Source organism: Type-E symbiont of Plautia stali (genome assembly GCF_059731115.1).
Map to the genome: position 1 here is coordinate 1,971,569 of NZ_AP035906.1, position 23,880 is coordinate 1,995,448.

22 protein-coding genes are annotated in these 23,880 nt (G+C 55.6%); 12 read left to right on the forward strand and 10 right to left on the reverse strand.

Features of this window, described 5'->3' with window-relative positions; genetic code table 11:
• Positions 1-73: 73 nt before the first annotated feature.
• The 7 genes from AC6I8L_RS09075 (at position 74) to AC6I8L_RS09105 (ending at position 7,088) form a co-directional block, all read left to right on the forward strand.
• Complete coding sequence (locus tag AC6I8L_RS09075) at positions 74-1,219, forward strand: serine hydrolase domain-containing protein (RefSeq protein ID WP_058959973.1); 1,146 nt, start codon at positions 74-76, stop codon at positions 1,217-1,219.
• Positions 1,216-2,385, forward strand: coding sequence for an MFS transporter (locus tag AC6I8L_RS09080; protein WP_058959972.1), 1,170 nt, complete (start codon positions 1,216-1,218; stop codon positions 2,383-2,385). Before AC6I8L_RS09075 ends, AC6I8L_RS09080 begins: the two co-directional genes overlap by 4 nt.
• A gap of 95 nt (positions 2,386-2,480) precedes the next feature.
• Positions 2,481-3,275 carry an SDR family NAD(P)-dependent oxidoreductase gene (locus AC6I8L_RS09085; protein WP_034827267.1) on the forward strand — a complete coding sequence of 265 codons (795 nt, stop codon included), beginning with the start codon at positions 2,481-2,483 and terminating at the stop codon, positions 3,273-3,275.
• Positions 3,276-3,465: 190 nt separating this feature from the next.
• Positions 3,466-3,816: a hypothetical protein gene (locus AC6I8L_RS09090; RefSeq protein ID WP_058959971.1), complete on the forward strand. Its 351-nt coding sequence runs from the start codon at positions 3,466-3,468 to the stop codon at positions 3,814-3,816.
• A 49-nt stretch (positions 3,817-3,865) separates the two neighbouring features.
• Positions 3,866-5,866, forward strand: a complete 2,001-nt coding sequence (locus AC6I8L_RS09095) for a protein-disulfide reductase DsbD family protein (RefSeq protein WP_058959970.1) — start codon at positions 3,866-3,868, stop codon at positions 5,864-5,866.
• Complete coding sequence (locus AC6I8L_RS09100; RefSeq protein WP_045814387.1) at positions 5,866-6,588, forward strand: DsbA family protein; 723 nt, start codon at positions 5,866-5,868, stop codon at positions 6,586-6,588. The genes AC6I8L_RS09095 and AC6I8L_RS09100 overlap by 1 nt, the downstream gene beginning before the upstream one ends.
• Positions 6,585-7,088 (forward strand): protein disulfide oxidoreductase, encoded by a 504-nt coding sequence (locus AC6I8L_RS09105; RefSeq protein WP_058959969.1) that lies wholly within the window; start codon positions 6,585-6,587, stop codon positions 7,086-7,088. Before AC6I8L_RS09100 ends, AC6I8L_RS09105 begins: the two co-directional genes overlap by 4 nt.
• Positions 7,089-7,353: 265 nt before the next feature.
• Here AC6I8L_RS09105 and AC6I8L_RS09110 read toward each other — a convergent pair whose 3' ends face one another.
• Positions 7,354-7,683 (reverse strand): cupin domain-containing protein, encoded by a 330-nt coding sequence (locus AC6I8L_RS09110; protein ID WP_034827258.1) that lies wholly within the window; start codon positions 7,681-7,683, stop codon positions 7,354-7,356.
• Positions 7,684-7,811: 128 nt separating this feature from the next.
• Between AC6I8L_RS09110 and AC6I8L_RS09115 the strand changes: the two genes are divergently transcribed.
• Positions 7,812-8,447, forward strand: coding sequence for an RpiB/LacA/LacB family sugar-phosphate isomerase (locus AC6I8L_RS09115; RefSeq protein WP_058959968.1), 636 nt, complete (start codon positions 7,812-7,814; stop codon positions 8,445-8,447).
• Positions 8,448-8,553: 106 nt separating this feature from the next.
• On the opposite strand, the gene AC6I8L_RS09120 is transcribed toward AC6I8L_RS09115, so the two are convergent.
• The 6 genes from AC6I8L_RS09120 to AC6I8L_RS09145 are packed head-to-tail and all read right to left on the reverse strand — an operon-like array spanning position 8,554 to position 14,918.
• Positions 8,554-9,291: an ABC transporter ATP-binding protein gene (locus AC6I8L_RS09120; RefSeq protein WP_058960027.1), complete on the reverse strand. Its 738-nt coding sequence runs from the start codon at positions 9,289-9,291 to the stop codon at positions 8,554-8,556.
• Between the two features lie 18 nt (positions 9,292-9,309).
• Positions 9,310-10,176 carry an ABC transporter ATP-binding protein gene (locus AC6I8L_RS09125; RefSeq protein WP_058960026.1) on the reverse strand — a complete coding sequence of 289 codons (867 nt, stop codon included), beginning with the start codon at positions 10,174-10,176 and terminating at the stop codon, positions 9,310-9,312.
• On the reverse strand, positions 10,148-11,053 hold the full coding sequence (locus AC6I8L_RS09130; RefSeq protein ID WP_058959967.1) for an ABC transporter permease: 906 nt from the start codon (positions 11,051-11,053) through the stop codon (positions 10,148-10,150). Before AC6I8L_RS09130 ends, AC6I8L_RS09125 begins: the two co-directional genes overlap by 29 nt.
• A complete protein-coding gene (locus tag AC6I8L_RS09135; protein WP_034827253.1) occupies positions 11,050-12,075 on the reverse strand; it encodes an ABC transporter permease in 1,026 nt (341 codons plus the stop codon). Before AC6I8L_RS09135 ends, AC6I8L_RS09130 begins: the two co-directional genes overlap by 4 nt.
• Positions 12,072-13,703 carry an ABC transporter substrate-binding protein gene (locus AC6I8L_RS09140; RefSeq protein WP_058959966.1) on the reverse strand — a complete coding sequence of 544 codons (1,632 nt, stop codon included), beginning with the start codon at positions 13,701-13,703 and terminating at the stop codon, positions 12,072-12,074. Before AC6I8L_RS09140 ends, AC6I8L_RS09135 begins: the two co-directional genes overlap by 4 nt.
• A gap of 60 nt (positions 13,704-13,763) precedes the next feature.
• On the reverse strand, positions 13,764-14,918 hold the full coding sequence (locus tag AC6I8L_RS09145) for a mandelate racemase family protein (RefSeq protein WP_058959965.1): 1,155 nt from the start codon (positions 14,916-14,918) through the stop codon (positions 13,764-13,766).
• A gap of 326 nt (positions 14,919-15,244) precedes the next feature.
• On the opposite strand from AC6I8L_RS09145, the gene AC6I8L_RS09150 reads away from it, so the two are divergent.
• The 4 genes from AC6I8L_RS09150 to AC6I8L_RS09165 all read left to right on the forward strand — a co-directional run bounded on the left by AC6I8L_RS09150 (position 15,245) and on the right by AC6I8L_RS09165 (position 20,058).
• A complete protein-coding gene (locus AC6I8L_RS09150; RefSeq protein ID WP_058959964.1) occupies positions 15,245-16,360 on the forward strand; it encodes an ABC transporter substrate-binding protein in 1,116 nt (371 codons plus the stop codon).
• A gap of 132 nt (positions 16,361-16,492) precedes the next feature.
• A complete protein-coding gene (locus AC6I8L_RS09155) occupies positions 16,493-16,915 on the forward strand; it encodes a DUF2231 domain-containing protein (RefSeq protein WP_058959963.1) in 423 nt (140 codons plus the stop codon).
• Positions 16,912-18,204: a PQQ-dependent sugar dehydrogenase gene (locus AC6I8L_RS09160; protein WP_058959962.1), complete on the forward strand. Its 1,293-nt coding sequence runs from the start codon at positions 16,912-16,914 to the stop codon at positions 18,202-18,204. Before AC6I8L_RS09155 ends, AC6I8L_RS09160 begins: the two co-directional genes overlap by 4 nt.
• Positions 18,205-18,870: 666 nt before the next feature.
• The gene (locus AC6I8L_RS09165) at positions 18,871-20,058 is read left to right on the forward strand and encodes an aminotransferase-like domain-containing protein (protein ID WP_058959961.1); all 1,188 of its coding nucleotides are present in this window, start codon (positions 18,871-18,873) and stop codon (positions 20,056-20,058) included.
• A gap of 33 nt (positions 20,059-20,091) precedes the next feature.
• On the opposite strand, the gene uxuR is transcribed toward AC6I8L_RS09165, so the two are convergent.
• From uxuR to AC6I8L_RS09180, 3 genes are all read right to left on the reverse strand, one after another.
• Entirely contained in the window at positions 20,092-20,859 is a 768-nt protein-coding gene (uxuR, locus tag AC6I8L_RS09170) for a Uxu operon transcriptional regulator (RefSeq protein WP_058960025.1), read from the reverse strand.
• Positions 20,860-20,943: 84 nt separating this feature from the next.
• Entirely contained in the window at positions 20,944-22,362 is a 1,419-nt protein-coding gene (gene uxaC, locus AC6I8L_RS09175; protein WP_058959960.1) for a glucuronate isomerase, read from the reverse strand.
• Positions 22,359-23,840: a fructuronate reductase gene (locus AC6I8L_RS09180; protein WP_058959959.1), complete on the reverse strand. Its 1,482-nt coding sequence runs from the start codon at positions 23,838-23,840 to the stop codon at positions 22,359-22,361. The genes uxaC and AC6I8L_RS09180 overlap by 4 nt, the downstream gene beginning before the upstream one ends.
• Positions 23,841-23,880 lie beyond the last annotated feature (40 nt).

A 23,880-nucleotide genomic window follows, 5' to 3' on the forward strand; every position in this document is an offset into this window, starting at 1 on the left:
GAAATGTACCCTACTTTTTCCGTAATCGGGAAGTGGCTACCTTAATCGGACTTATGACTCAGGAGCGAGAACGATGCAAAAGATCCTTAAGCAGGTGATGCAAACGGCACTGGATGAACAGCGTCTGGTGGGGATGGAGGTCATGGTGAAGCGCGATGGCGAAACCCTGTTCCATCAGGCAGCGGGCTATGCCGATCGCGAAAGCCAACGACTGATGAGCGTGGGTGAGCGTTTTCGCCTCGCCTCCGTCAGCAAGCCAATAGTCAGTACTGCGGCGGTGATGCTGGTCGCAGCGGGAAGGCTGTCACTGGATAGCGATATCACGCGCTGGCTGCCAACGTTTAAACCGCTGCAGCCTGACGGCAGCCGGGCGCTGATCACGTTGCGTCAACTACTAAGCCACAGCGCCGGTCTTAGCTATCGCTTCCTTGAAGCCACACCCGATGGACCCTATGCGCGGGCAGGGGTCTCGGACGGTATGGATGCGACCCCATTATCCCTGCAGGAGAACCTTCAGAGACTGAGTACGGTTCCCTTGCTGTTCACTCCGGGAACAGCGTGGTGCTATTCACTGGCTATGGATGTTGTGGGGGCGATCATTGAACAGGTCCAGCAGCAGCGATTGCCTGAGGCCATACGTTCTCTGGTCACCGGGTTACTGGGGATGAAACAGACGGGCTTCTCACTGTCAGCCGACCAATCTGTTGCAACCGCTTATGTCAGCGACACGCCGCGTCCACATATCCTGAGCGAAGGAGAGGTGGTTGCCCCGTTTGAAGGGACGGTGGGGATCCCGTATAGCCCTGCTCGTGTATACGATCCACAGGCGTTTCCGTCTGGCGGCGCAGGCATGGTCGGAACGGTCAGTGATCTCATGACGCTGCTGGAAATGCTGCGCAGCGGAGGCGGTACTCTACTGTCGCCAGAGTGGATTGCAGAGATGGCCCGGGATCAAGTCAGCGAGCACGTCTTGCCGGATATGCCCGGGGTCGGGTTTGGACTGGGCTTCTCGGTATTGCGCGCTCCGCTGCTGGCAGACTCACCTGAATCTATTGGCACCTGGCGCTGGGGTGGCGCTTACGGTCACGCATGGTTTGTCGATCCACAACAGGCTTTGAGTGTGGTGGCCTTTACCAACACGCTTTATGAAGGCATGTCCGGACAATTTGTTAATGACCTGCGCGATGCTGTTTACCAGGCATTACAGGGGGCCGAATGAGCGCACGTTTACCGTTAGTGCCTCTGTTCACACTCAGTCTGGCGGCGTTTGTCACCATCGTTACCGAAGCCTTGCCCGCCGGATTACTGGTACCCATGGCTCAAGATTTACAGGTATCAGTGGCTGCTGCGGGCCAGAGTGTGTCGACTTTTGCGATAGGTTCCCTCCTGGCTGCCATACCGCTGATGGCCTTGTTGCAGGGCATACCACGACGTCGCCTGCTGCTCTTTGCGCTGGCAGGATTCACCGCCGCCAACGCGGCAACCGCGCTAGTGAGCCACTATTCATTGATGCTAGTGGCTCGGATTCTGGCCGGTATGGCAGCGGGTCTGCTGTGGGCGCTATTGGCGGGTTACGCCGCCGCCATGGTACCGCCTGAGCAGAAGGGCAAAGCCATCGCCATGGCGATGGCCGGCACGCCCCTGGCGCTGGCGTTTGGCGTGCCGCTGGGAACCCTGGTGGGCAACGTAATTGGCTGGCGCCTGAGTTTTGCCGCACTGAGTGGTTTATCGCTGCTGCTGATGCTGATATTGCGGCTGACTGCGCCACAGCAGCCAGCAGACCCGGCGCAGCAGCGTTTGCCTTTGCGCCAGGTGTTAATACTACCCGGTGTGGCCAGAGTGCTGATGCTGGTGCTCTGTGTAGTGCTGGCGCACAACATCCTCTACACCTTTATCGTGCCATTTTTACAACCTGCCGGGCTGGCCCCCTGCGCTGACGCGATATTGCTGATGTTTGGTATCAGTTCGCTGATCAGCATTGTTATCACAGGCTGGTGGGTGGACCGCTACTTACAGCCGATATTGTTGATCAGCATTCTGTTGTTTATGGCTGCCGCGCTGCTGCTGCAACTGTTTTCCACCTCGGCAATGGCAATCGGGTTAGCGGTCATGTTGTGGGGATTGGCGTTTGGCGGAGCGGCCACACTGTTCCAAACCGCGATGGTGGAGCATGCCGGTAATGCGGTGGATGTTGCGCAATCGATGCTGGTCACGGTTTGGAATCTGGCGATTGCCGGCGGCGGAATCCTCGGGGGTACGTTATTGCATAGCGTCGGCGTCAGCGGTTTTGCCCCGGCACTTTTATTACTGCTGACGGTGGCGCTGTGGACGATTTGGCGGGGAAGAAAACGGGCCGCAAACGCTTATGGTCATCCCGGATCGTGATAATAACCGCATGATTTGATAAGGCATATTTCATATGCTCAACCAGGCTTGATGGATGTTCTGCATGATATTGCGCATCCATCAAGGAGATCTGTATGAAAATTGATTTGCACGGTAAAACCGCATTAGTCACTGCCTCAACGGGCGGCATTGGCTTCGCCATCGCTCAGGGATTGGCTGAGAGTGGGGCCGAAGTGGTGCTTAACGGGCGCAGTGAAGCCTCGGTAAGCCGTGCGCGTGAGAAGCTGAATGGATTGGTGGCGGGGGCCAAAATTCATACTTTTATTGCCGATCTGGGTAGCGCGCAAGGCGTGAAGCAGTTGCTTAACGGGTTACCTCCCATCGATATTCTGGTCAACAATGCGGGGATTTATGGTCCGCAGGACTTTTACGCCACCGATGATGAAACCTGGGAAGCGTACTGGCAGACCAATGTGATGTCGGGCGTACGTCTGTCTCGCGCTTTGTTGCCGGAGATGGTGAAACGCGGTTGGGGGCGTGTGGTGTTTATCTCTTCTGAATCGGCGCGCAATATCCCCGCGGATATGGTGCATTACGGTGTGACCAAAACCGCGCAACTCTCCCTGGCGCGTGGGCTGGCGAAAGTCGCGGCAGGGAGCGGCGTGACGGTAAACAGTGTGCTGCCTGGCCCTACGATCTCCGATGGCTTTGCCGCGATGATGGAAGACGAGGTAAAACGTACCGGAAAATCGTTAGAGGTGCTGGCAAAAGAGTTTGTGATGGCACAGCGGCCGAGCTCGGTGATTCAGCGCGCGGCAACGGTCGATGAAGTTGCCAATATGGTGGTATACGTCTGTTCACAACAGGCATCAGCTACCTCCGGCGCGGCATTGCGCGTCGATGGCGGTGTGGTGGATGATATTGTTTAACCATTGATGGTAAGCACAAAACCGTAGCGGCGAGATTTATCGCGCCTTCTGACAGCAATCAAGCTGCCAGAAAGTATTGCGCTGCTACGCTATCGATATGCAAAACACCAAGACAAAAGTTTACACAGCAAAGCTTGGTGTTTCTGCTGCAAGTGAATAAAATGCCCGCACTTTACTCTGGGGCGATGGCATGACCAAATCAGCACAACGCGCAAAATGGATTCTGGCACTGCTTTGTCTGGTGCTGGCGTTCTGTCTCGCCCAGCGTAGCTTTAATCTGCCAAGTGCCCCTCAGGCGCAGATCAGCGCCTCGTCGTTCAGCGATCATGAAACGTTCGGTGGCGAAAAACTCTGCTCCATCAGCGGAAAATCACTGCACGCGGCTGCCCCGATTATTGACAGCGTCATGCCGTTTTTATTGATGGTCGTGGCTCTGTTTACCACGCTATGCACTTCTAATGCGGTTAGCGCCTATCGTCGCGAACCCCTCTTTCCGCCGATACAGCGGCGGCATCTGACCTTCTGTGTCTTCCGGGAATAACACCACGCTGTCCATCGCGTAAACCTTGTTATTCACCGGAGAAAAATTCATGAATCTCTTTATCAGGAGCCTGCTGCTCCTGTTGGTCAGTTGCACGAGTATTGTGCACGCTGCCGACACAGGCTGGCTGCGTAATGCACAAAACAGCAATGCAGAAGTGCGCTTACGCAGCGCAAATGATGGCGCTGATGCGCAAACAATGCTGGATATCCGCCTGGAAAAGGGTTGGAAAACCTACTGGCGGTCGCCGGGGGAAGGCGGCGTGGCCCCTGAAATTCGCTGGCAAACCCCCGATGTCAATGCCACGTGGTATTGGCCAGCACCTGCTCGTTTTGACGTGAGCGGACTCACCACCCAAGGCTATAAAGGCGATATCACGCTGCCGATAGCGTTGGCGAAGGTGTCAAATAAACACCTCGCCGGCACGCTCACGCTGTCGACCTGTAGCGATGTCTGCATTCTGACCGATTTCCCTTTCACGCTGGATCTCGACCAGCAGGCTGACCCCGATTTTGCCCGCGATTACGCCCGGGCGATGGGGCAGATCCCCGCTGAAAGCGGTTTGACCGATCAACTGGACGTCAGCAACGTCAATAGCGAACTGCAAATCCGCGCTCAGCGTCAGGGTGGATGGACTAAACCTGAGCTGTTCTTCGACTATCCACAAGGGAGCATGCTGGCTGCACCGCAGATCACGGTGAAGGGCGACATACTCAGCGCTCGGGTCGCGATCACCGATGAGTGGGGCGAAGCAGCACCCGATTTGCGCGGTAAAACCTTGTCGCTGGTGGTTGTTGACGCGGGTATTGCCCAGCAAAGTTCGGTGATCATCGGCGCTCAGCCCCTTGTCTCCGACAGCACATCACAGACCCTATGGTCGGTGATATTGCTGGCGCTGTTGGGCGGATTGATCCTCAATCTGATGCCATGTGTGCTGCCGGTGCTGGCCATAAAACTCAGCGGTCTGGTGCAGCAACAAGGCCAATCGCGGCGTCAGACCAGGCAGCAGTTTCTTGCCTCCAGCGCTGGGATCCTGTTTTCGTTCCTGCTGCTCGCGGCGTTGATGACCGGCCTGCGGCTAAGCGGGCAGGCGCTGGGCTGGGGCATCCAGTTCCAGAGCAGTGGTTTCCTGCTATTGATGGTACTGGTGATGTTCCTGTTCACCGCCAGTCTGTTCGATTTACTGCATTTCCGTTTACCTTCAGGCCTTAATACTCGACTGGCAACGCAGGGCGGTAGCGGGCTGCTGGGGCATTTTGGTCAGGGGGCTTTTGCTACGTTACTGGCGACGCCATGCAGCGCGCCGTTTCTCGGAACCGCAGTGGCCTATGCGCTTACCGCACCCTTGCCGCAGCTGTGGCTGCTGTTTGCTGCATTGGGTATTGGCATGAGCCTGCCATGGCTGCTAGTGGCGGCATTGCCAGGTTTGGCGCGCTGTCTGCCGCGTCCGGGGCGCTGGATGATTCATCTGCGTACTCTGCTTGGTCTGTTAATGCTGCTCGCCACCTTCTGGCTGGTCACGCTGTTGATCCCGCATTGGGGTAGCACCGTTGCCACGGTAGTGGGTGGCGTATTGCTGCTGGTGCTCTGTGGCTGGTTAATTCAGCGTCGGGCGCTGCAACAAGCCGGTGTGGTATTTATCACTCTGACGTTGGTGGGGGCGGTATTCCTGATGACGCGCATTGAGCCAGAGGAGGAAACGCTCTACTGGCAGCCGCTGACCGAAGCGGCAATCAATCAGGCGCTGGAGCAAGATAAGCGCGTGTTTGTCGATGTCACCGCCGACTGGTGCATTACCTGCAAGGTGAATAAATCCCGCGTGCTGAATCAACCTGACGTGCGCGCCGCGCTGAAAGCCGACGATGTGGTGCTGCTGCGCGGTGACTGGACCCAGCCCGATCCGGCGATCGGTGAATTCCTGCGTAAACGCGACCGTGTCGCCATCCCTTTTAACCAAATTTATGGCCCGGCACTGCCGCATGGCCACATTTTGTCACCGTTGCTGAGTCGTGAAGCGGTGATTTCTACTCTCTCTGAGGCCAAAAAATGATGAAAAAATCCCTGTTACTGTCCCTGATGTTTCTGACTCTGCCTGCGCTGGCGGCGGCACCCTTTACACCTGAACAAGAGGCACGCATCAAACAGCTGATTCGAGAAACGCTGGTGCAGAATCCGGCGATTCTGGCCGAAGCAGCGGATGCCTTTGATAAAGAAGCGGCGAAACAGCAGCAGAGCGTTGTCGCGCAGATGGTGAAGAAAAACCACGATGCCTTGTTCAACGATGCGGGTTCACCACGCATCGGCGCTGAAAAACCCGCGCTGACGCTGGTGTACTTCACTGACTACAACTGCGTGTTCTGTAAGAAATTCGATGCGGATATTGAGAAGCTGCTGAAAACCTATCCACAGGTGGCGGTCGTATTAAAACCGCTGCCGTATCGTGCCGAAACCTCCTTGACATCCGCGCGTCTGGCATTGACGGTTTGGGAACAGCAACCTAAAAACTTCCTGAAACTCCACGAGCGGTTGATGGCGAAAAAGGGCAACCACGACGAAGCGAGCATTGCCGCGGCGCTGGATAAAACCGGTATCAAGCTGAAAGAACCCAGCAAAGCCAGCCTCGACACCATCAATGAGAATCTGACGCTGGCGCAGCAGTTAGGTGTTCAGGGCACGCCTGCTACGCTGGTGGGCAATGAGCTGATCAGCGGCGCGGTGCCTTATGCGCAACTGGAAGCGGCAGTGAAAGGCGCGTTGCAGGCGAAGCCATGATGCGTCTCAAGCGCTGGCTGCGTGAAGCAGCAGTGCTGGTGCTGATCGCCGCGGCGATAATCTGGGGCATGGATTGGCTGCGCGCGCCGCAGCTGCCAGCCGATCTGGCACAAAAGCCGCTAACGACGCTGCAAGGCGAAGTCAATCTGGCCACATTAAGCCAGGACAAGCCGGTGCTGGTGTATGTGTGGGCCACCTGGTGTGGGGTGTGCAAACTTACCACGCCAACGGTGGCTGCACTGAGCCAGAACGGTACGCAGGTGGTGACTGTGGCGCTGCGATCGGGTGATGACCCGCGTGTCGCGACCTGGCTGGAGAAGAAAGGTCTGCGCGGTCCGGCGGTGAACGATGAGAACGGTGCAGTGAGTCAACGCTGGGACATCAGCGTGACACCGACCTTTATCGTATTGCAGCAGGGCAAAGTGGTGAGCACCACCACCGGCTGGAGCAGCAGTTGGGGACTGAAATTGCGGCTCTGGTGGGCGGAAAAATTTAGCTAGCGCGTAAGTGAATGTCAGATCGCGCTAAACAGCGTATTGACTGACAGATAGGATTACTGCTTAGCCAGGCTGTCACTTCTCGGAGTGGCAGCTTTTTTCGTGCTAAGGCAAACGAATGACGTGAAGGCACCGCGTTAGCGGTGCGAGGACCGCCAGCCCCAAAGGGGCCCCAGACTGCGTTCACGCTGGTCGTTTAACAGACAAGCGGTAATCCAGCAGGAACTCATGCACTATCCAGAGATGCAACTGCATGTGTATCCGCTATCTACCGCGCTCCGAGAAAATCCTCACGCTGCGGTGTAAAGGTATCGAGCAGGGTACCCGCTTCCAGACAAACGCAGCCGTGCACCACATTGGGCGCTTTATACAACGTATCTCCAGCGCCGACCTCCTGCGTAAGCCCATCAATCGTAAAAGCGAAACGGCCCGACAACACGTAGGTCAGTTGTTCATGTGGATGATGATGCAACGGTCCAACCGCATCCTTCTCAAAGGTCACTTCGACTGCCATCATCCGTCCCCCGTGGGCCATGACTCGCCTCTTCACGCCGTTACCGAGGTCTTCCTGAGTGGTTGCGCTTTTATAAATAAACATGGGTTCTCCTCACCAGTGACTTCATTAATGTGTGAAGTAACTCACACCAAAAGGGACATTTCAGGGCTGCATTTTAGCGCATCTTGATTAAAATGAAACAGTGTTTCAATTTAATTTGAGGATGGATCATGAAAATCGCTTTGATGATGGAAAATAGCCAGGCCGCTAAGAACGCAACCGTATGGAAAGAACTGCAAAACGTCGCGCAACCGCTCGGCCATCAGGTATTTAACGTCGGCATGAGCGACGAGCAGGATCACCATCTGACTTATATTCACCTCGGCATCATGGCCAGCGTGCTGCTGAACAGCAAAGCGGTGGACTTTGTGGTCGCCGGTTGTGGCACCGGACAGGGCGCCTTGGTATCGCTCAACCTGCATCCTGGCGTGGTGTGTGGCTACTGTATCGATCCTGCTGATGCCTATCTGTTTGCCCAAATTAATAATGGCAATGCGCTTTCGCTGCCGTTCGCCAAAGGTTTTGGCTGGGGTGCCGAGCTAAATCTGCGCTTTATCTTCGAGAAAGCCTTCACCGGCGAGAAAGGCCTGGGCTATCCGCCAGAGCGCAAAGAGCCGCAGGTGCGCAATGCGGGCATTCTCAATGAAGTCAAAGCCGCGCTGATGAAAGACAATTACCTCGATTCACTGCGCGCGCTGGACCCTGAGTTGGTAAAAACCGCAGTGAGCGGGGCGCGTTTGCAGGAGTGCCTGTTCGAACACGGACAGAATCAGGATATCGTGCGATACGTGCGTGAATTGCTGTAATGCGCTGCTGTTAAGCGGATCTTGCTACTCAAATCAGGTGCGCACCCTTGCGCACCTGACCAGAACTCACCTCAGCGCCATCCCCGTTAATGGCAACCCGTACCGTTTAAGCCCGACTCGACTCCACCAACATCTGTGTATACGCCACCTGCGCGCGATTCCCCACCAATGCATCGACATCCAGCGTCTCCAGCATTTTCCCGTGCTGCATGACGGCAACCCGATGGCACAGATGCGCCACCACACCGAGATCGTGTGTCACCATTAAATAAGTGAGATTCTCCTGCTGCTGTAAATCACTCAACAGGTTCAGGATCTCCGCCTGTACCGAAACATCCAGCGCCGAGGTCGGCTCATCCAGTAACAGCACGCGCGGTTCGAGGATTAACGCACGTGCAATCGCCACACGCTGACGCTGACCGCCCGAAAGCTGATGCGGATAACGAGTTTGCCAGGCGCGGTTCAAGCCCACTTTTTCCAGCATGGTCATCACGCGCTGGGAACGTTGTCCGATACCGTGAATATGCAGCGGCTCTTCAAGAATGTCGCCAATAGTATGGCGCGGATGCAACGAGCCATAAGGATCCTGGAACACCATCTGCACCTCGCGGCAGCGTGCGCGGGCAATGCGATGCTCCAGTTTTTCTCCGGCAATCGCTAGCTCACCATCCGAATGGGTAAACAGCCCGGCAAGGCATTTCAGCACCGTGGTTTTCCCCGATCCGGACTCGCCGACCAGGCCAAAAATTTCCCCTTCACGCACCGACAAATTAACGTCATACAGCACCTGATTGCGCTGTTCATCGTCGCCGAAGCTCAGGTTAAGGTGACTTATACGGATCATCTCGCTCATGCTCTCTCCTTAAGGTTGTAACCAGCTGGCCTGGCGCTGTAGCACTGGCAACCGAGAACGGCGCGCATCCATATCCGGCAGCGCGGCCAGTAATCCCTGGGTGTAAGGATGCTGGGCGTGATCGAGTTGATCGGCGGCCAGCGACTCGACTACGCGTCCGGCATACATCACTAACACCCGATCGCAAAAGCGCCGCACCAGATTGAGGTCATGACTGATGAAGATCAGACCCAGTCCGCGCTGTTGCACCAGTCCATCCAGCAGCGTCAATACCTGCAAGCGCACGGAAACATCCAGCGCTGAGGTCGGTTCATCGGCGATCAGCAGTTCCGGGTCGGTAATCAGCATCATGGCGATCATCACGCGCTGTCCCTGACCGCCTGAAATCTCATGCGGATAACACTGATAAACGCGCTGGGGATCGCGAATCTGCACCACTTCGAGCATCTCCATTGCTCGCTGACGTGCAATGTCACGCTGCCCCGGATGATGGCTGCGCCAGGCTTCGGCAATTTGCTCGCCAACACGCACAACCGGATTCAGCGAGTATTTGGGGTCCTGCATGATCATCGAAATACGCTTGCCGCGCACGGCACGCATCTGTGCAGGGGAAGCCCGCAGCAGATCGACATCAGCAAACTGCATGCGCTGGGCGGTGACTTGCGCGCTGCGCGGATGCAGTTGCAACAGCGCGCGGCCCACCGTGGATTTGCCCGAGCCCGATTCACCGACAATCGCCAGCTTCTCCTTGCCCAACTGAAAAGAGATGCCGCGCACTGCTGGGGTAATCTGGCGTCCGTTAACGAAATTAACCTGAAGATCCTGCACGTCGAGCAGGGGAGCAGCGCTATTCGCTGCGAGGATCGAGGATGTCACGTAAGCCATCTCCTAAGAAGTTAAACGCCAGACTGTTGATCAGAATCGCTAACCCCGGCACGGTGACCACCCACCAGCACTCCAGCATATACGTGCGGCCACTGGCGATCATCGCGCCCCATTCCGGGTCGGGTGGCTGCGCGCCTAAACCGAGGAAACCCAGACCTGCCGCGGTCAAAATGATGCCCGCCATATTCATGGTGATGCGGATAATCACCGAAGGCAGACACAGCGGCACAATGTGCTTCCACAAAATACGCAGAGACGAGGCACCTTGCAGGCGCACGGCAGAGACAAAGTCCGCCTGACGCAGCGACAGCGCTTCTGCTCGCGCCAGACGGGCAATCGGCGGCCAGGCGGTGAGGGTAATCGCCATCACCACATGTTCCAGGCCGGGGCCCAGTGCCGCGACAAACGCCAGCGCCAGCACCAGGCTCGGGAATGAGATGAAGATATCGGTGACGCGCATTAATACGCTGTCCACTTTGCCGCCAAAGTAGCCGGCGGTGACGCCCAACAGCAGGCCTAATGGCCCGACGGTGATCGACACCAGCATGACGATATACAAGGTAATGCGCGCGCCCCACACTAAGCGGCTGAAGATGTCGCGTCCAAACTCATCGGTGCCAAACCAGTGCTGCGCGTTCGGCGGCGTGAGTGCGTTATTCAAATCCTGAATCAAGGGGTGGTAGGGGGCGATCCACGGCGCAAACAGCGCCACGATCAGCAACAGTAAAATGATGCCGCCGCCGATGGCCGTGAGAGGGTTACAAGCCATTTGCCACAGGAAATGGCCGATTCGCGAAAGCGTACGACGATAGCGCGCCACACGTTCGCGCGTGCTGCTGGCATGAAGCAGATCGAGAGAGGCAGTCATACTTTGGTCCTCGGATCGAATACCTGATAAAGCAGGTCAGAGAGCAGGTTAAGCAGCACGAAAATCAGGCCGACCACCAATACGCAACCCATCACCGCATTCATATCGCCGAGCATCAAACTGCCCGTGAGATAAGAGCCAAAGCCGGGCCATGAGAACACGGTTTCAATCAACACTGCCCCTTCAAGCAGGGATCCATATGCCAGCGCCACCACCGTCAGCAGTTGCACCAGAATATTGCGGAAAGCGTGTTGCCAAATCACTTGCCACTCGGTCAGTCCTTTCACCCGCGCGGTCAGGATGAACTCTTGTGACAGCTGCGCCAGCATAAAGCTGCGCGTCATGCGGCTGATGTAGGCTAGCGAGTGGAAACCCAACAGCGAAGCGGGCAGGATCAGATGATTGAGCGCGTTGTTAAACACCGTGATATTGCCCGCCAGCAGCGCATCCACCAGCAGCAGGCCAGTGCGGCGCGGCACAATGCCATCCAGACTGAAATCAACCCGACCGGCACCGCCAACCCAACCCAAATGCGCGTAGAACAGCAGTAAACCGATCATGCCAACCCAGAAGATTGGCGTGGAGTAACCGGCCAGACTGATAATGCGCACCAGATAATCCACCAGGCTGTTGCGGCGTGCCGCAGCCCAGACGCCCAGCGGTACGCCGAGTCCGGTGCCAAGTACAATCGCCAGCGTGGCGAGTTCCAGGGTGGCCGGGAACACACGCAGGATATCGTTGATCACCGGCTGCCCGGTGAGCAGCGCCAGGCCCAGGTTGCCGTGCAGCAAGCCTTGCAGGTAGATCCAGAACTGCATCCACAGCGGTTTATCAAAGCCTAACTGGTGATAAACCTGCTGGTAAGTGGCGTGGTCGGCGTCTGGCCCGACAATGGCCAGTACCGGGTCGAGCGGCATCACGCGGCCAATAAAGAAGGTCAGCAGCAACAGACCGAACAGCGTGATGGCGACCTGCAATGCGCGGCTACGCACCCGCCGCCAGTGACGTTTGGTTAAGGTCATTGGACACCTCCGGCCAGGCTGTCTGGCGTTTTCCATACATCACGCAGGAAGGTGGTGGCAGAAGGATGCGGCACGTAATCCTGCACGCGATTATTCACTACCACGGAATCGGTCATCTGCGAAATCGGCATCAGTGCGGGGATAAGCTGGTCATAGCGCTGTTGGATGGCGACGTAATCCTGCTGCTGTTTGGTGCTGTCTCGTTCCAGCAGCGCCTTATCGATCATCTGATTAAGCTGAGCATCGTAGAAGCCGGTGCGCCAGCCCTGGAAGTTGGTGAGTCGGGCGCTGTCAGCATTGTTGGGGTTATACACCAGCGAACGCAGGCTGGAGTGCGGATGCGGCTCCACACCACTGCCGCCACGGCCCACCAGCAGATTGAACTGACGTTCACGCATCGCACCGTAAATCTGGTTGCCAGTGCCGGTGATGATTTTGGCGCGAATGCCTGCCTGCATCAGCGTGGATTGAATGGCGATGGCGATATTGAGGAACGGCTGATCAGCCAGCACACGCAAGGTGGTGTCGAAGCCATTAGGGTAGCCCGCTGCGGCCAGCAACGCTTTGGCTCGCGGCACATCGAGGCGATAACCGGGATCGGGCAGTGTTTCAGGCATACCAGACTGGATTGGACGCTGATGCAAGGTGCCATAACCGGCCATCAGGGTTTTATTGATGCCCTGATAATCGACTAAGTAGCGCACGGCTTCGCGCACCTGCGGATTGGCGAAATGGTCATCCTTCATGCTCATCGCCAGGTAGTAAAGGGTGCCTTTCTGCACCGCATCAATGGTGAGATCCGGATCGTGGCGCAGCGCCTGCACATCGGGGATCGCCATGTTACTGGCAATGTCGATATCGCCTTTCTCCATCATCAAGCGCAGGGTTTGTGACTCTTGCAAATGGCGGAAAACCACGCGGGTTAACCTGGGAGTGCCACGCCAGTAATTTTCATCCCTGCTCATGCGCAATACATCTTTGGCCTGCCAGACATCAAGATGGAACGGGCCGGAACCGGCTTCGTGCGTGGTCAACCAGCGGTTGCCCCAGTCATCGTTCACCGCGTTGGCCTGTACAGTTTTACTGTCCAGCACCACCATGCTGCCGAGTGCTGCCAGGGAGTAGATCACCAGTTGCGGATCGTTAGGCTTAGGCAGCTGGATCACCACCGTGCGGGCATCCGGTGCAGTGATCATCTGATCCACGTTGTCTTTAGTGAAGCCGTAGGATTTCCACACGGAGGCTTGCGCCAGATTAAGGTGCAACACCCGGCGCATCGACCAAATCACGTCTTCGCTGGTGAGCGGATTACCGGAATGGAAATGCACGCCGTCGCGCAGATGGAAAGTGAGTTGGCGATGATCGGCGCTGATCTCCCAGCGTTCCGCCAGAGCAGGGCGCACGTGGGTGAGCTGGCGCGGATCTAACTCGACGAGCCCATCATAGAGATTGACCACAATGCCTACCACTTCATTGCCGGTCATCGCGGCGGGGTCAAGCGTCAACAGGTTGTTCATGTTCATGCCCACGATCAGCTGGTCGTCTGGCGTGGCGGCCAGCAGCGACGGGCTACCCGTGAGCAGCAGCAGCGCGGCGCACCACGCTCTGCAATAACGAGAGATGTTCATAAGCAAAGTCCAGCAGGTCAGAGGTTTGTAGTTGTTTGCCGTACTGCTTGTGTTCGACGCTTACCAGCGATTGAGCGTATGGGTTTCAATCCAGCTGAAATTAATGTCCTCCCCGAGTCCAGGCCGGGTAGGCAGGTGCACAAAGCCCTGATCGTCCATCGGATCGACCAGACTGTTGAGATAGGCCGCTGGCTGTTCATAATCGAGGAAAGGGTGCAACAACCCCCGTTCATACCAGCGGCAGTTACGAATCGCACCCACCACCGCAATGCTGGCCGCGCCATTGCCATGGACTTCACAATCCATGCCGAAGGCTTCTGCCAGGCTGGCCACTTTCATGGTGGCAGAAATTCCGCCGACGCCGTTGGCTCCGGCACGCAGGATGTCACAGGCACCTGCACGCACCCAATCAGCGCGACTGTGGTGTTTGCCGCCGAGGCTTTCCGGGCCGAGTACGTCAATGCTGAGGTTCTCCGCCAGCCAGGCGTAAGAGGCCATACTCTCCTCTTCCATCGGCTCTTCAAACCAGACGAAGTTAAGCTTTTCCAGCGCTTTGCCGATGGTGAGCGCCTCACTGCGGCTATACCAGTGGTAGCCATCCAGCATCAGGGCGATATCCGGGCCCACCGCTTCACGCACCGCCGCGCAGGCCTTGATGTCCATCGTGGTGCTGGGTGCAAAGGAGACCGGCGGCATCCAGGTATGTAACTTGATCGCCTTATAACCACGCGCCACCAGCTTTTCAGCAAACTGTGCATACTCATCCGGCGTTGAGAGGCCGCCTTCCAGTTCGTCGCCACACATGGTGCTGCCGTAGGCGGGAATTTTTTCACGATAGCCGCCCAGCAGTTTGTGCACCGGTTGCTTGAGTTTGCGGCCAATGAGATCCCACATCGCCTGTTCGACAGCGGAGAGTGCGCGCTCAGTGAGTTGGTGCGCGCTGCCACGCTGCCAGTGCACCAAATCCTGCCACAAGCGTTCACGATCAAAGGCGTTTTGCCCGATCAGCACCTTACGGAAGAAGGCGTTGACCACATGCGGCCGTATGACTTCGGCTGGTGCGAAAGCATATCCGCAATCGCCGTCTTCGCTGGTCAGCGTGAGCAGCGCCATTTGCGCATCGGTTTCTGCACCAGGGTGCGAGTGGCCCGCGCTATCTGATACGCGGCGCGTAGGGTAGGTAAAGAGAGTGACATCAATGGCGCTGATCTTCACGGTAAGACCTCCAGACAGGATTTACATGCTCAGGGCGAGCGTTAAATTAAAAATAAAACAGCGTTTCAATTCGTAATTTAGCGTTCACAATTTGTTTACGCATTAGGTGAAGTGCGGGAAGAGAAGGTCATTACCTGGGCAGTTGCATGGGGTGCTGTGAGCACTTTCACGAAAGAAGGTCGTTTTGTGAGCGGCTACACAGTAAGAAAAACGGCAAGGGGATGTAAAAAAATGTGTCTCAGGGGCTTTTCATTTCGCCTCTGCCAGGTAATAGTGACGCCGCGAAATTTTAATAATAATCATTATCATTTGTATGGGTAGACATAATGAAAAAATGGCTGTTAGCACTGGGGTTACTGGCTGTAACGGGTTCTGCTTCGGCAAAAATCATCACTGACATCGCAGGGCGTCAGGTTGAAGTCAAAGAAGAATCCAAACGTATCATTCTGGGTGAAGGGCGTCAGATGTATCTGCTGGCGGCATTCGATACCGCCGCACCTTTCCATCGCGTAGTGGGCTGGCGTGATGATTTCCATAAGGCCGACTATGACGGTTATATGGCTTATGAGAAAAAGTATCCGGAAATTAAAAAGCTGCCGACCTTCGGTGGCGCAAAAGACGGCACCTTCAACGTTGAGCAAGCCCTGACGTTAAAACCGGATCTGGTGCTGATGAATCTGGAATCCAAAGCGGCGACGGATGAAGGCAAGTTGATTGAGAAGTTGCAGGCGGTTGGCGTTCCGGTGGTGTTTATCGACTTCCGCGAGAAGCCGATGGAGCACGCCGAGAAAAGCATCCGCATCATGGGCGAACTGGTCAACAACCCGCAGCGTGCTGAAGAGATTGTGGCTTTCCGCCGCGCGCAGATCGAAAAGGTGACCGATCGCCTGAAAAAATTCAGCGGTACACGTCCTAAAGTGATGATTGACCGTGCAGGCGGCTACACCGATGAATGCTGTATGTCGTTTGGTAATGAGAACTTTGGTCAGATGGTCGAAATCTCCGGCGGGAGCAATATCGCTAAAGATCTGATCCCTGGCACCTTCGGTACGCTAAATCCAGAGCAAATCATTGCCAGCCGTCCGGATGTGGTGGTAGTGACCGGTGCCAACTGGAAGAACTACAACACCGTGGGCAAATGGGTGGGCGTTGGCCCTGGCGCAGACACCAAAGAAGCCACGGCACGTCTGAAATTGCTGATGATGCGCGATGCGTTTAAAACCTTGCCGGTTGCCCACAACGGCAATGCACACGCCATCTGGCACCAGTTCTACGATAGCCCATATCAGTTTGTCGCGATTCAGGCGATGGCCAAGTGGCTGCATCCGGATCTGTTCAAAGATCTCGATCCTGACGCCACCTTCCGTGAGTTCCATGAGAAGTTTCTGCCACTGCCTTATCAGCCGGGCTACTGGGTGACGCTGCCTGCTGATAAGTCATAACCTTTAGGCTTTTTGCGGTAATCGCGCGCATTACTCTTCATCTTTACTAATATTTTACAGGCGGTTGGCTGCGATTTCGGGGAAGCGAAACGCAGCCGTCGCCTGAATAATAAACGTAATAGGGAGAGTGAAATGTTGTATACCTCGGGACGTTCCGCGTTTGCGGTGGGGCTTTACGCTCTGCTGGAACCGCTACCGCTGGGCTTTTTTGTTGCGGCCTGGCTGTTCGATATCATCTATCTGCAAACCTTCGTCATCATGTGGACCAAATCAGCCAGTTGGTTGATTGCTATCGGTCTGGTGCTCGCCATCCTGCCAAGATTAATCAGTCTTGTTTACTTATTCCGCGGATCTTATCCCAGTGAAAAGACCCATTTCTGGCTGTCACTGCTGGCCATCGTCGTGGCTATCGCAAATGCCTTTATTCACAGTCGTGATGCGTATGCCGTGGTACCGCTAGGGGTAACGCTATCGACTCTGGTGGTGGCACTGCTGTTGCTCGCCAACGTGCAGTTAGCGCTGCGTGGACGCACCACAGCAGGAGGTCGCGCATGAAACAGATTCTGAGTGCTGTGACCCTCGCCATGCTTCTCAGCGCCTGTGATGATGGCGCACTTATCGATCCGCAAAAACAGATTGGCCCCAATCCTGAACTCCCTCAGGCGCAAAACTTCTTTGTACCGCCGATGCAGGTGCCGGAGGGTATTTCCTGGAAAGCCGGTGAAATGCCAAAAGTGGCGGAGGGGCTGAAGATTGAAAAGATCGCTGATAACTTACAGCATCCACGTCAGGTGCTGGTGCTGCCGAACAATGATGTGCTGGTGGCCGAATCCAACGGCACACCGAAACCGACAACCGCGCCGAAAGATCTCATTACCGGCATCGTAAAAAATGCTTCGGGCAAAGGCGGGGCCGGTGGCAATCGCATTACGCTGTTGCGTAATGTGAACGGCAAGTGGGAGCAGCATAGATTTATCGATAACCTGACCGCGCCGTTTGGCATGCAGTTGGTGGGCAATACGTTGTATGTTGCCAACGCCGATAGCCTGGTGAAATTCCCGTATGAAACCGGACAAACTGAGATTCGTACGCCGCCGGTGGTGGTGACTGAACTGCCCGGCGGGCCGATTAACCATCACTGGACTAAGTCACTGCTGGCCAGCCCCGACGGCAGCAAGCTGTATGTCGGGGTCGGATCGAACAGTAACATTACGGAAAATGGCATTGGTGCCGAATATCGTCGAGCGGCGGTACTCGAAGTCGATGCGGCGAGCGGTGCCAGCCGTATCTATGCCAGTGGGCTGCGCAACCCCACCGGTCTGCAATGGGAGCCGCAAACGGGCAAGCTGTGGGCGATTGTTAATGAACGCGACGAGATTGGCTCGGATCTGGTGCCGGATTATATGACCTCGGTGCAGGACAAAGGCTTTTACGGCTGGCCATACAGCTATTATGGCCAACATGTCGATGTGCGGGCGCAGCCTCAGCGGCCTGACTTAGTAGAAAAAGCCATCAAGCCAGATTACGCGCTCAGTTCACACGTGGCACCGCTTGGCTTGCTGTTCTATGGCGCAGATAACATGCCGCAGTATCGCGGAGGGGCATTTATCAGTGAGCACGGCAGCTGGAACCGCACGCCGTTGAATGGCTATCAGGTGGTGTGGGTGAAATTCGAAAACGGGAAACCGGTTGGTCAGCCACAGCCGGTGGTGAGCGGATTCCTCACCGATGACCAAAAACAGGTACGGGGCTTACCGGTCGGACTGGCGTCAGATCAGCAGGGCGGTGTGCTGATCGCGGATGATGCGGGTAATGCCATTTGGCGTATCAGCTCTGCCAATTGATTTCTGCAGGCAATAAAAAAGGATTTGGCTTGATAGCCAAATCCTTTTTTTATGTTCGCTAACCGGCTGGTAACCGCGCTGCGAACGGGGTGCTCAGCACTCCTCACAAATCAAATCATAAAATGTGCGGGGAAATATTTCAAGTTTCGCAAAAGTACTGTATGGTTATACAGGTGTTGAGTGGCGAGCGCAGTCTCATTGTTTTCTGATGACTCCCAGGGGCGCGGATTGTCAAATCCCGGCAGGTTTCAGGTGGTGCTGGCCTGTGGCTTCCACAATGAGTGGCGCTCAGCACTCCTCACAGCTGTGCTCAGGCCATCGGCGGGTGGAGTCAAAGCTCCGAAGGCTGAAAAGCGCGCTCCTGTCAGAGGAGAAGGAAAGTGATGGAACTTGTTCGATTGCTCCTGGACCTGGTCCGGGTCGTCCTGCAAATCATCGTTGCCCTTTTGCAACTGACCGGTCAGGCACATTGACCGGAACTTGAAGCAAGGCGGAGCTCACCCCTCCGCCTTTTTTCGTTAGTTTCACCGGGTGATTTTTTCTCAATGCCTGTAGTTACCTTCCGGCACTAAATTCTCTTTGCCAGACAGTGAAAATGTGATTATCAGCTTAGCTAACTTATGTTATGAATTTAGTCTTAGAAAAAAATAATCAGGTAAAGGTTTTATGTCGTCGCAAAAATTGTCCAAAAGCGTTCAACGCATTCATTCATCTGCCATTCGTGATTTATTGAAACACAGCAAAATGGAAGGGGTGATTTCTCTGGGTGGTGGCATCCCAAATCCCGACCTGTTTGATACCGAAGGCCTGCAGATCGCCATGGATCGCGCCTTGTCGCAGGATGGTCACAACGCATTTCAATATGGCTTGAGTGAAGGTGATCCGCTGTTACGTGAAGCGATCTGCCGCATTTCAGCCGACCGCGGTATTGATTGCACGCCAGACGACGTGGTGATCACTTCTGGCTCCCAGCAGTCACTGGATATTCTCGCCCGCGCGTTGATCAACCCCGGTGATGTGGTGGTGGTGGAACGTCCAACTTATCTCGCCGCATTGCAGGTTTTCCAGTTGGCTGAAGCGCAGTTCAAATCTGTTGGCACTGACGGCGAAGGCATGATTGTTGATGAGCTGGAAGAGCTAGTCAAACAGACACCAATCAAAGCCGTGTATATCGTTCCGACCTTTGGCAATCCAAGCGGCGTCACCTTATCTGATGCGCGTCGTCAGCAGTTAGTCGTGCTGGCGAAGCAGTATGATTTCCTGATTTTTGAAGACGATCCCTACAGCGAGATCAACTTCACCAATCAGACATTCCGCCCATTAAAATCCCATGCGCAAGCGATGGGGGCCAGCGAGAATGTGATTTATACCTCGACCTTCTCCAAAATCCTGGCACCGGGCGCGCGCGTTGGCTGGATCACCATGCCGGGCTGGTTGAAGTCATCAGTGGTGAACCTGAAGCAGGCAACGGATCTGCACACCAGTGCCTTGTCACAATCCCTGACGCGTCATTATCTGGAAACCGGTCGCTTGCCGGAGCAGATTCGCTTGATCCGCGCGGCCTATAAGCAGAAGTGCGATGCATTATGTGCAGCGCTGGAGACGGAGTTGGGGGATAAGCTACACTTCTATCGCCCGCTGGGTGGCATGTTCCTGTGGGCAACGTTCAGGGAAGCTTTCAACACCACCGAATGGCTGAAAACCACGCTGAGCAAGGGTGTGGTGTATGTCCCGGGCGAGTTTTTCTACTGTGATAATCCAGATACTTCAACGCTGCGTATTTCGTATGCCTCAGTATCGGAAACCAATCTGGCCGTAGCAGCACAGCGTTTGAAAGCTTCATTACCGCAGTAATCGCCTGAAAGCCCTTGGTAACAAGGGCTTGTTCTAGCCGTTGGCACTGTCCAGCGGCCAGGATTCAAACAGATAACCATCAAAATCGATGTCATCGACATCTGAAAATTCCAGCAGTCGCTGTTTCACATTTTCCAGATGCTGCCACATGGCTTGCTTGGCGGCGCGTGCATCTTTCTTGATCAATGTGGCGAGGATCTTCTTGTGATCGTCGAGCCACTGCTTACGATAATGAGTGTTCACCAGATGACGATGTAACTGACTCCACATCACATTATCTTCACGCCACTGCCAGGATTGTTTGAACAACTCGACCAGCATGCTGTTATGGGTCGCTTCGGCAATCGCTAAATGGAAGTTACGATCGCCGTTCTCGCTCTCATTCACGGCGCCGGATGCCAGTTCTCTCTCTTCCAGTTCCAGCGCCTGACGCATCTTGATGATGTCTTCACGTGTGGCCTGCAACGCGGCAAACTCCGCGATATTACTCTCCAGCAATTGACGCGCCTGCAGCATCTCAAACGGGCCGGCATCGTTACAGGCGGCTTGTGCCGTTGCACGCGGTGCAGGACTGTCGTTTACCACGTAGATCCCGGCACCACGACGCACTTCAATCAAGCCTTCCAGCTCCAGCATGATCAGTGCTTCACGCACCAGCGTACGCGTGACATCCAGCAGCGCAGCCAGTTCACGCTCAGGCGGCAAGCGTTCGCCCACGGCATACTGCTTTTGCATAATCATGTTACGCAACATTTCCCCCACTTCCTGATAAGGGCGCTGCGCTGATGCTTGTGTTTTCATGAGCTCTTTTCTGCTGATTAAGAAGTTGACGACCACTGACGCTGCCATCAATGGCGCCCTGCACTATAGCACAGGGCGGAATTCTCAACGTGGATTGAGGGTAAAGTAGCGCTGTGCGTTATTGAAACAGATATCCTGCAGCATGTTGCCGAGTACCGCTTCATCGTGCGGCACAATGCCATCCTGCACCCATTGACCGAGCAGGTTGCACAGAATACGGCGGAAGTATTCGTGGCGTGTGTAAGAGAGGAAGCTGCGTGAATCGGTCAGCATCCCGACAAACTGGCTGAGCAAACCGATTTGCGACAGTTGCTCCAACTGGCGAAGCATGCCATCGCGCTGATCGTTGAACCACCAGCCGGAACCAAACTGCACTTTACCGGCGATGCCCGCACCCTGGAAGTTACCTGCCATCGTCGCCAGCACTTCGTTGTCACGCGGATTGAGGCAGTACAGAATGGTCTTTGGCAGTTGGTCGTTAACATCCATCGCATCCAGCAGGCGCGAGAGCGGCAAAGCAATATTGTTATCGCCAATCGAGTCAAAACCGCTGTCGGCACCCAGCAAACGGAACAAGCGAGTGCTGTTGTTGCGAATGGCACCGATGTGTAACTGCATCACCCAATCACGTCGTGCATACTCGGAACCCAACCAGACCAGCACCGCGCTGCTAAACTGCGCGATTTCCAGCTCGCTTAGCGTGTCGCCATTGCGACGTTTCGCCAGAATGGCGTCCAACACGCTATCGTCGGGAACAGGTGCAAAGCGCAGCACTTCAATCCCGTGATCCGCTGCGCGACAGCCATGGGCAGAGAAGTGATCTAACCGGCGCAACAGCGCGGTGCGCAACGCATCAAAGTCGGTGATCGCCACATCCGCTGCTGCCTCAAGCCGTCCCAGGTATTCAACAAAGCCTTCAAGCTCAATCTTGAACACCTTATCAGGGCGCCAGCTTGGGGCGACATCAATATCAAAGCTGCTGTCTTCAGCAATCTGACGATGATATTGCAGCGAATCAACCGGATCATCGGTGGTGCCAACCATACGTACATTCATTTGACGCATAATGCCGCGTGCAGAAAATGCCGGGGTTGCCAGTTTCTCGGCGCATTCGTCCCATATGCGTTGTGCGGTGTCCGGCCCAAATAACGTATTGGTGATGCCGAACGGGCGACGCAGCTCCAGATGAGTCCAGTGGTAGAGCGGATTGCCCAGCGTTTTGGGCACGGTGTGGGCCCACGCGAGGTATTTATCGTAATCGCTCGTAGATTTACCGGTGATCAGCGATTCATCCACGCCCGCAGCACGCAAGGCGCGCCATTTGTAATGGTCACCTTCCAGCCAAATTTGTCCGAGGTTGGCGAACTGACGATCCTCGGCGATCTCTTGCGGATTGAGGTGGCAGTGGTAGTCATAAATCGGCATGTCAGCCGCATAGTCATGGTACAAACGACGCGCAACGTCGCTTTGCAGCAGGAAATCGTCATCCATAAAGTGCTTCATTTCGGCTCCTGATTCAGGGATGCAACGGCGGCGCGGGCACCATGCTGGCAAAGCTGCGCGTACACCTGTTGAAGATGGCTGACGAAGCGCGGATTGGCGGGCAAATCGTCTCCAAAAATGGTTCTCACGGCAAGCAGGGCGCTAACGCGCGCATCGCCTTCTGGCGTGTGCTGGTTGATGTCGTGCAACGTGGCAAGTAATGGGTCAACCACATCATAAGGCTCACCACGCTCATCCTGCCCAAGCACGTAACGCATCCAGCCGGCAATTCCCAGCATCAAGTGGCGATAGTCACTGCCGTGCTTCAGGTGATAGCGCACGGAATCGAGCCAGCGCTGTGGCAGCTTCTGACTGCCATCCATCGCAATCTGTTGCGTCCGGTGGCGCAGGGAAGGGTTGCTAAAACGTTCGATCAACTGATTAGCATAGGCCTGCAGATCGATACCCTCTGGCATTGAGAGCGTAGGTGCCTGTTCCTGCATCATCAATGCCAATGCCGCCTGGCGATAGGCCGGGAGTTGCATTGTGTCAGCGATGGTTTCACAGCCACCCAAATACCCGAGGTAGGCAAGAAATGAGTGACTGCCGTTGAGCATACGCAGTTTCATCATTTCAAAAGGGGCAACGTCTGCCACAAACTGCGCGCCCACGCGATCCCAGTCAGGACGGCCGTTGACAAAGTTATCTTCGATCACCCATTGGCGAAACGGCTCACAGGCCACGCCGCAGGGATCGGGTACGCCCAGCAAGTCGCGAATCTCCTGATGTGTTTCGTCGGTCACTGCGGGAACGATGCGGTCAACCATGCTGCTGGGGAAGGTAACGTTCTCATCAATCCAATGCGCCAGTGCCGCATCGTGCAACCGCGCCAGGCCTATCACAGCGGCGCGCGCGACATGGCCGTTATCACGCAGGTTGTCGCAGGAGAGCACAGTAAACGGCCCTAAACCACGCTCACGACGCACACGTAATGCTTCGACAATAAAACCAATGGCGGATTTCGGCGTGCCAGGGTGCGCAACATCGTGTTGAATAAGTGCATTATCCGCATCCAATTCACCGTTGGCACCCTGAGTGCAATAGCCTTTTTCCGTCACCGTCAATGAAACGATAGCGGTTTCCGGACGAGCCAGCGCTTCGATAATGCCGTCGTGTCCATCCAGTGCAGGATGCAAGGCTTCTTTGATGGCCGCAACGAGGTGAACGTCGTTCTGCCCGGCACCTTTTTCCGTCACGCTGTAGAGCAGATCTTGCTGGCGCAGTTGTTCGACCAACAGTTTGCCGCTCGCCGACATCAGGTTGACCTCACAGATGCCCCAGTCAGTGTCACTGATTTCAAGCAGGTGATGCAGATACAACGCCTGATGCGCGCGATGAAAGGCGCCACAGCCGATATGCACAATACGCGGCACCAGCCGCTGATGGTTCCAGGCGGGGCGGGTCACGTTCAGTTCGCCATTGGCGAGGTTAGGTTTCATGTAAACTCCATCTAGCCGGGTGCGCCATCAATGGCACCCG

Excerpts from the sequence above, each read along its gene's own strand:
- AC6I8L_RS09135 (WP_034827253.1), bottom strand. The coding sequence starts at position 12,075 with ATGACCTTAACCAAACGTCACTGGCGGCGGGTGCGTAGCCGCGCATTG.
- AC6I8L_RS09150 (WP_058959964.1), top strand. The coding sequence starts at position 15,245 with ATGAAAAAATGGCTGTTAGCACTGGGGTTACTGGCTGTAACGGGTTCT.
- AC6I8L_RS09130 (WP_058959967.1), bottom strand. The coding sequence starts at position 11,053 with ATGACTGCCTCTCTCGATCTGCTTCATGCCAGCAGCACGCGCGAACGT.
- AC6I8L_RS09085 (WP_034827267.1), top strand. The coding sequence starts at position 2,481 with ATGAAAATTGATTTGCACGGTAAAACCGCATTAGTCACTGCCTCAACG.
- AC6I8L_RS09160 (WP_058959962.1), top strand. The coding sequence starts at position 16,912 with ATGAAACAGATTCTGAGTGCTGTGACCCTCGCCATGCTTCTCAGCGCC.
- AC6I8L_RS09110 (WP_034827258.1), bottom strand. The coding sequence starts at position 7,683 with ATGTTTATTTATAAAAGCGCAACCACTCAGGAAGACCTCGGTAACGGC.
- AC6I8L_RS09120 (WP_058960027.1), bottom strand. The coding sequence starts at position 9,291 with ATGATCCGTATAAGTCACCTTAACCTGAGCTTCGGCGACGATGAACAG.
- AC6I8L_RS09075 (WP_058959973.1), top strand. The coding sequence starts at position 74 with ATGCAAAAGATCCTTAAGCAGGTGATGCAAACGGCACTGGATGAACAG.
- AC6I8L_RS09095 (WP_058959970.1), top strand. The coding sequence starts at position 3,866 with ATGAATCTCTTTATCAGGAGCCTGCTGCTCCTGTTGGTCAGTTGCACG.
- AC6I8L_RS09105 (WP_058959969.1), top strand. The coding sequence starts at position 6,585 with ATGATGCGTCTCAAGCGCTGGCTGCGTGAAGCAGCAGTGCTGGTGCTG.
- AC6I8L_RS09140 (WP_058959966.1), bottom strand. The coding sequence starts at position 13,703 with ATGAACATCTCTCGTTATTGCAGAGCGTGGTGCGCCGCGCTGCTGCTG.
- AC6I8L_RS09165 (WP_058959961.1), top strand. The coding sequence starts at position 18,871 with ATGTCGTCGCAAAAATTGTCCAAAAGCGTTCAACGCATTCATTCATCT.
- uxuR (WP_058960025.1), bottom strand. The coding sequence starts at position 20,859 with ATGAAAACACAAGCATCAGCGCAGCGCCCTTATCAGGAAGTGGGGGAA.
- AC6I8L_RS09155 (WP_058959963.1), top strand. The coding sequence starts at position 16,493 with ATGTTGTATACCTCGGGACGTTCCGCGTTTGCGGTGGGGCTTTACGCT.
- uxaC (WP_058959960.1), bottom strand. The coding sequence starts at position 22,362 with ATGAAGCACTTTATGGATGACGATTTCCTGCTGCAAAGCGACGTTGCG.
- AC6I8L_RS09115 (WP_058959968.1), top strand. The coding sequence starts at position 7,812 with ATGAAAATCGCTTTGATGATGGAAAATAGCCAGGCCGCTAAGAACGCA.
- AC6I8L_RS09090 (WP_058959971.1), top strand. The coding sequence starts at position 3,466 with ATGACCAAATCAGCACAACGCGCAAAATGGATTCTGGCACTGCTTTGT.
- AC6I8L_RS09180 (WP_058959959.1), bottom strand. The coding sequence starts at position 23,840 with ATGAAACCTAACCTCGCCAATGGCGAACTGAACGTGACCCGCCCCGCC.
- AC6I8L_RS09080 (WP_058959972.1), top strand. The coding sequence starts at position 1,216 with ATGAGCGCACGTTTACCGTTAGTGCCTCTGTTCACACTCAGTCTGGCG.
- AC6I8L_RS09100 (WP_045814387.1), top strand. The coding sequence starts at position 5,866 with ATGAAAAAATCCCTGTTACTGTCCCTGATGTTTCTGACTCTGCCTGCG.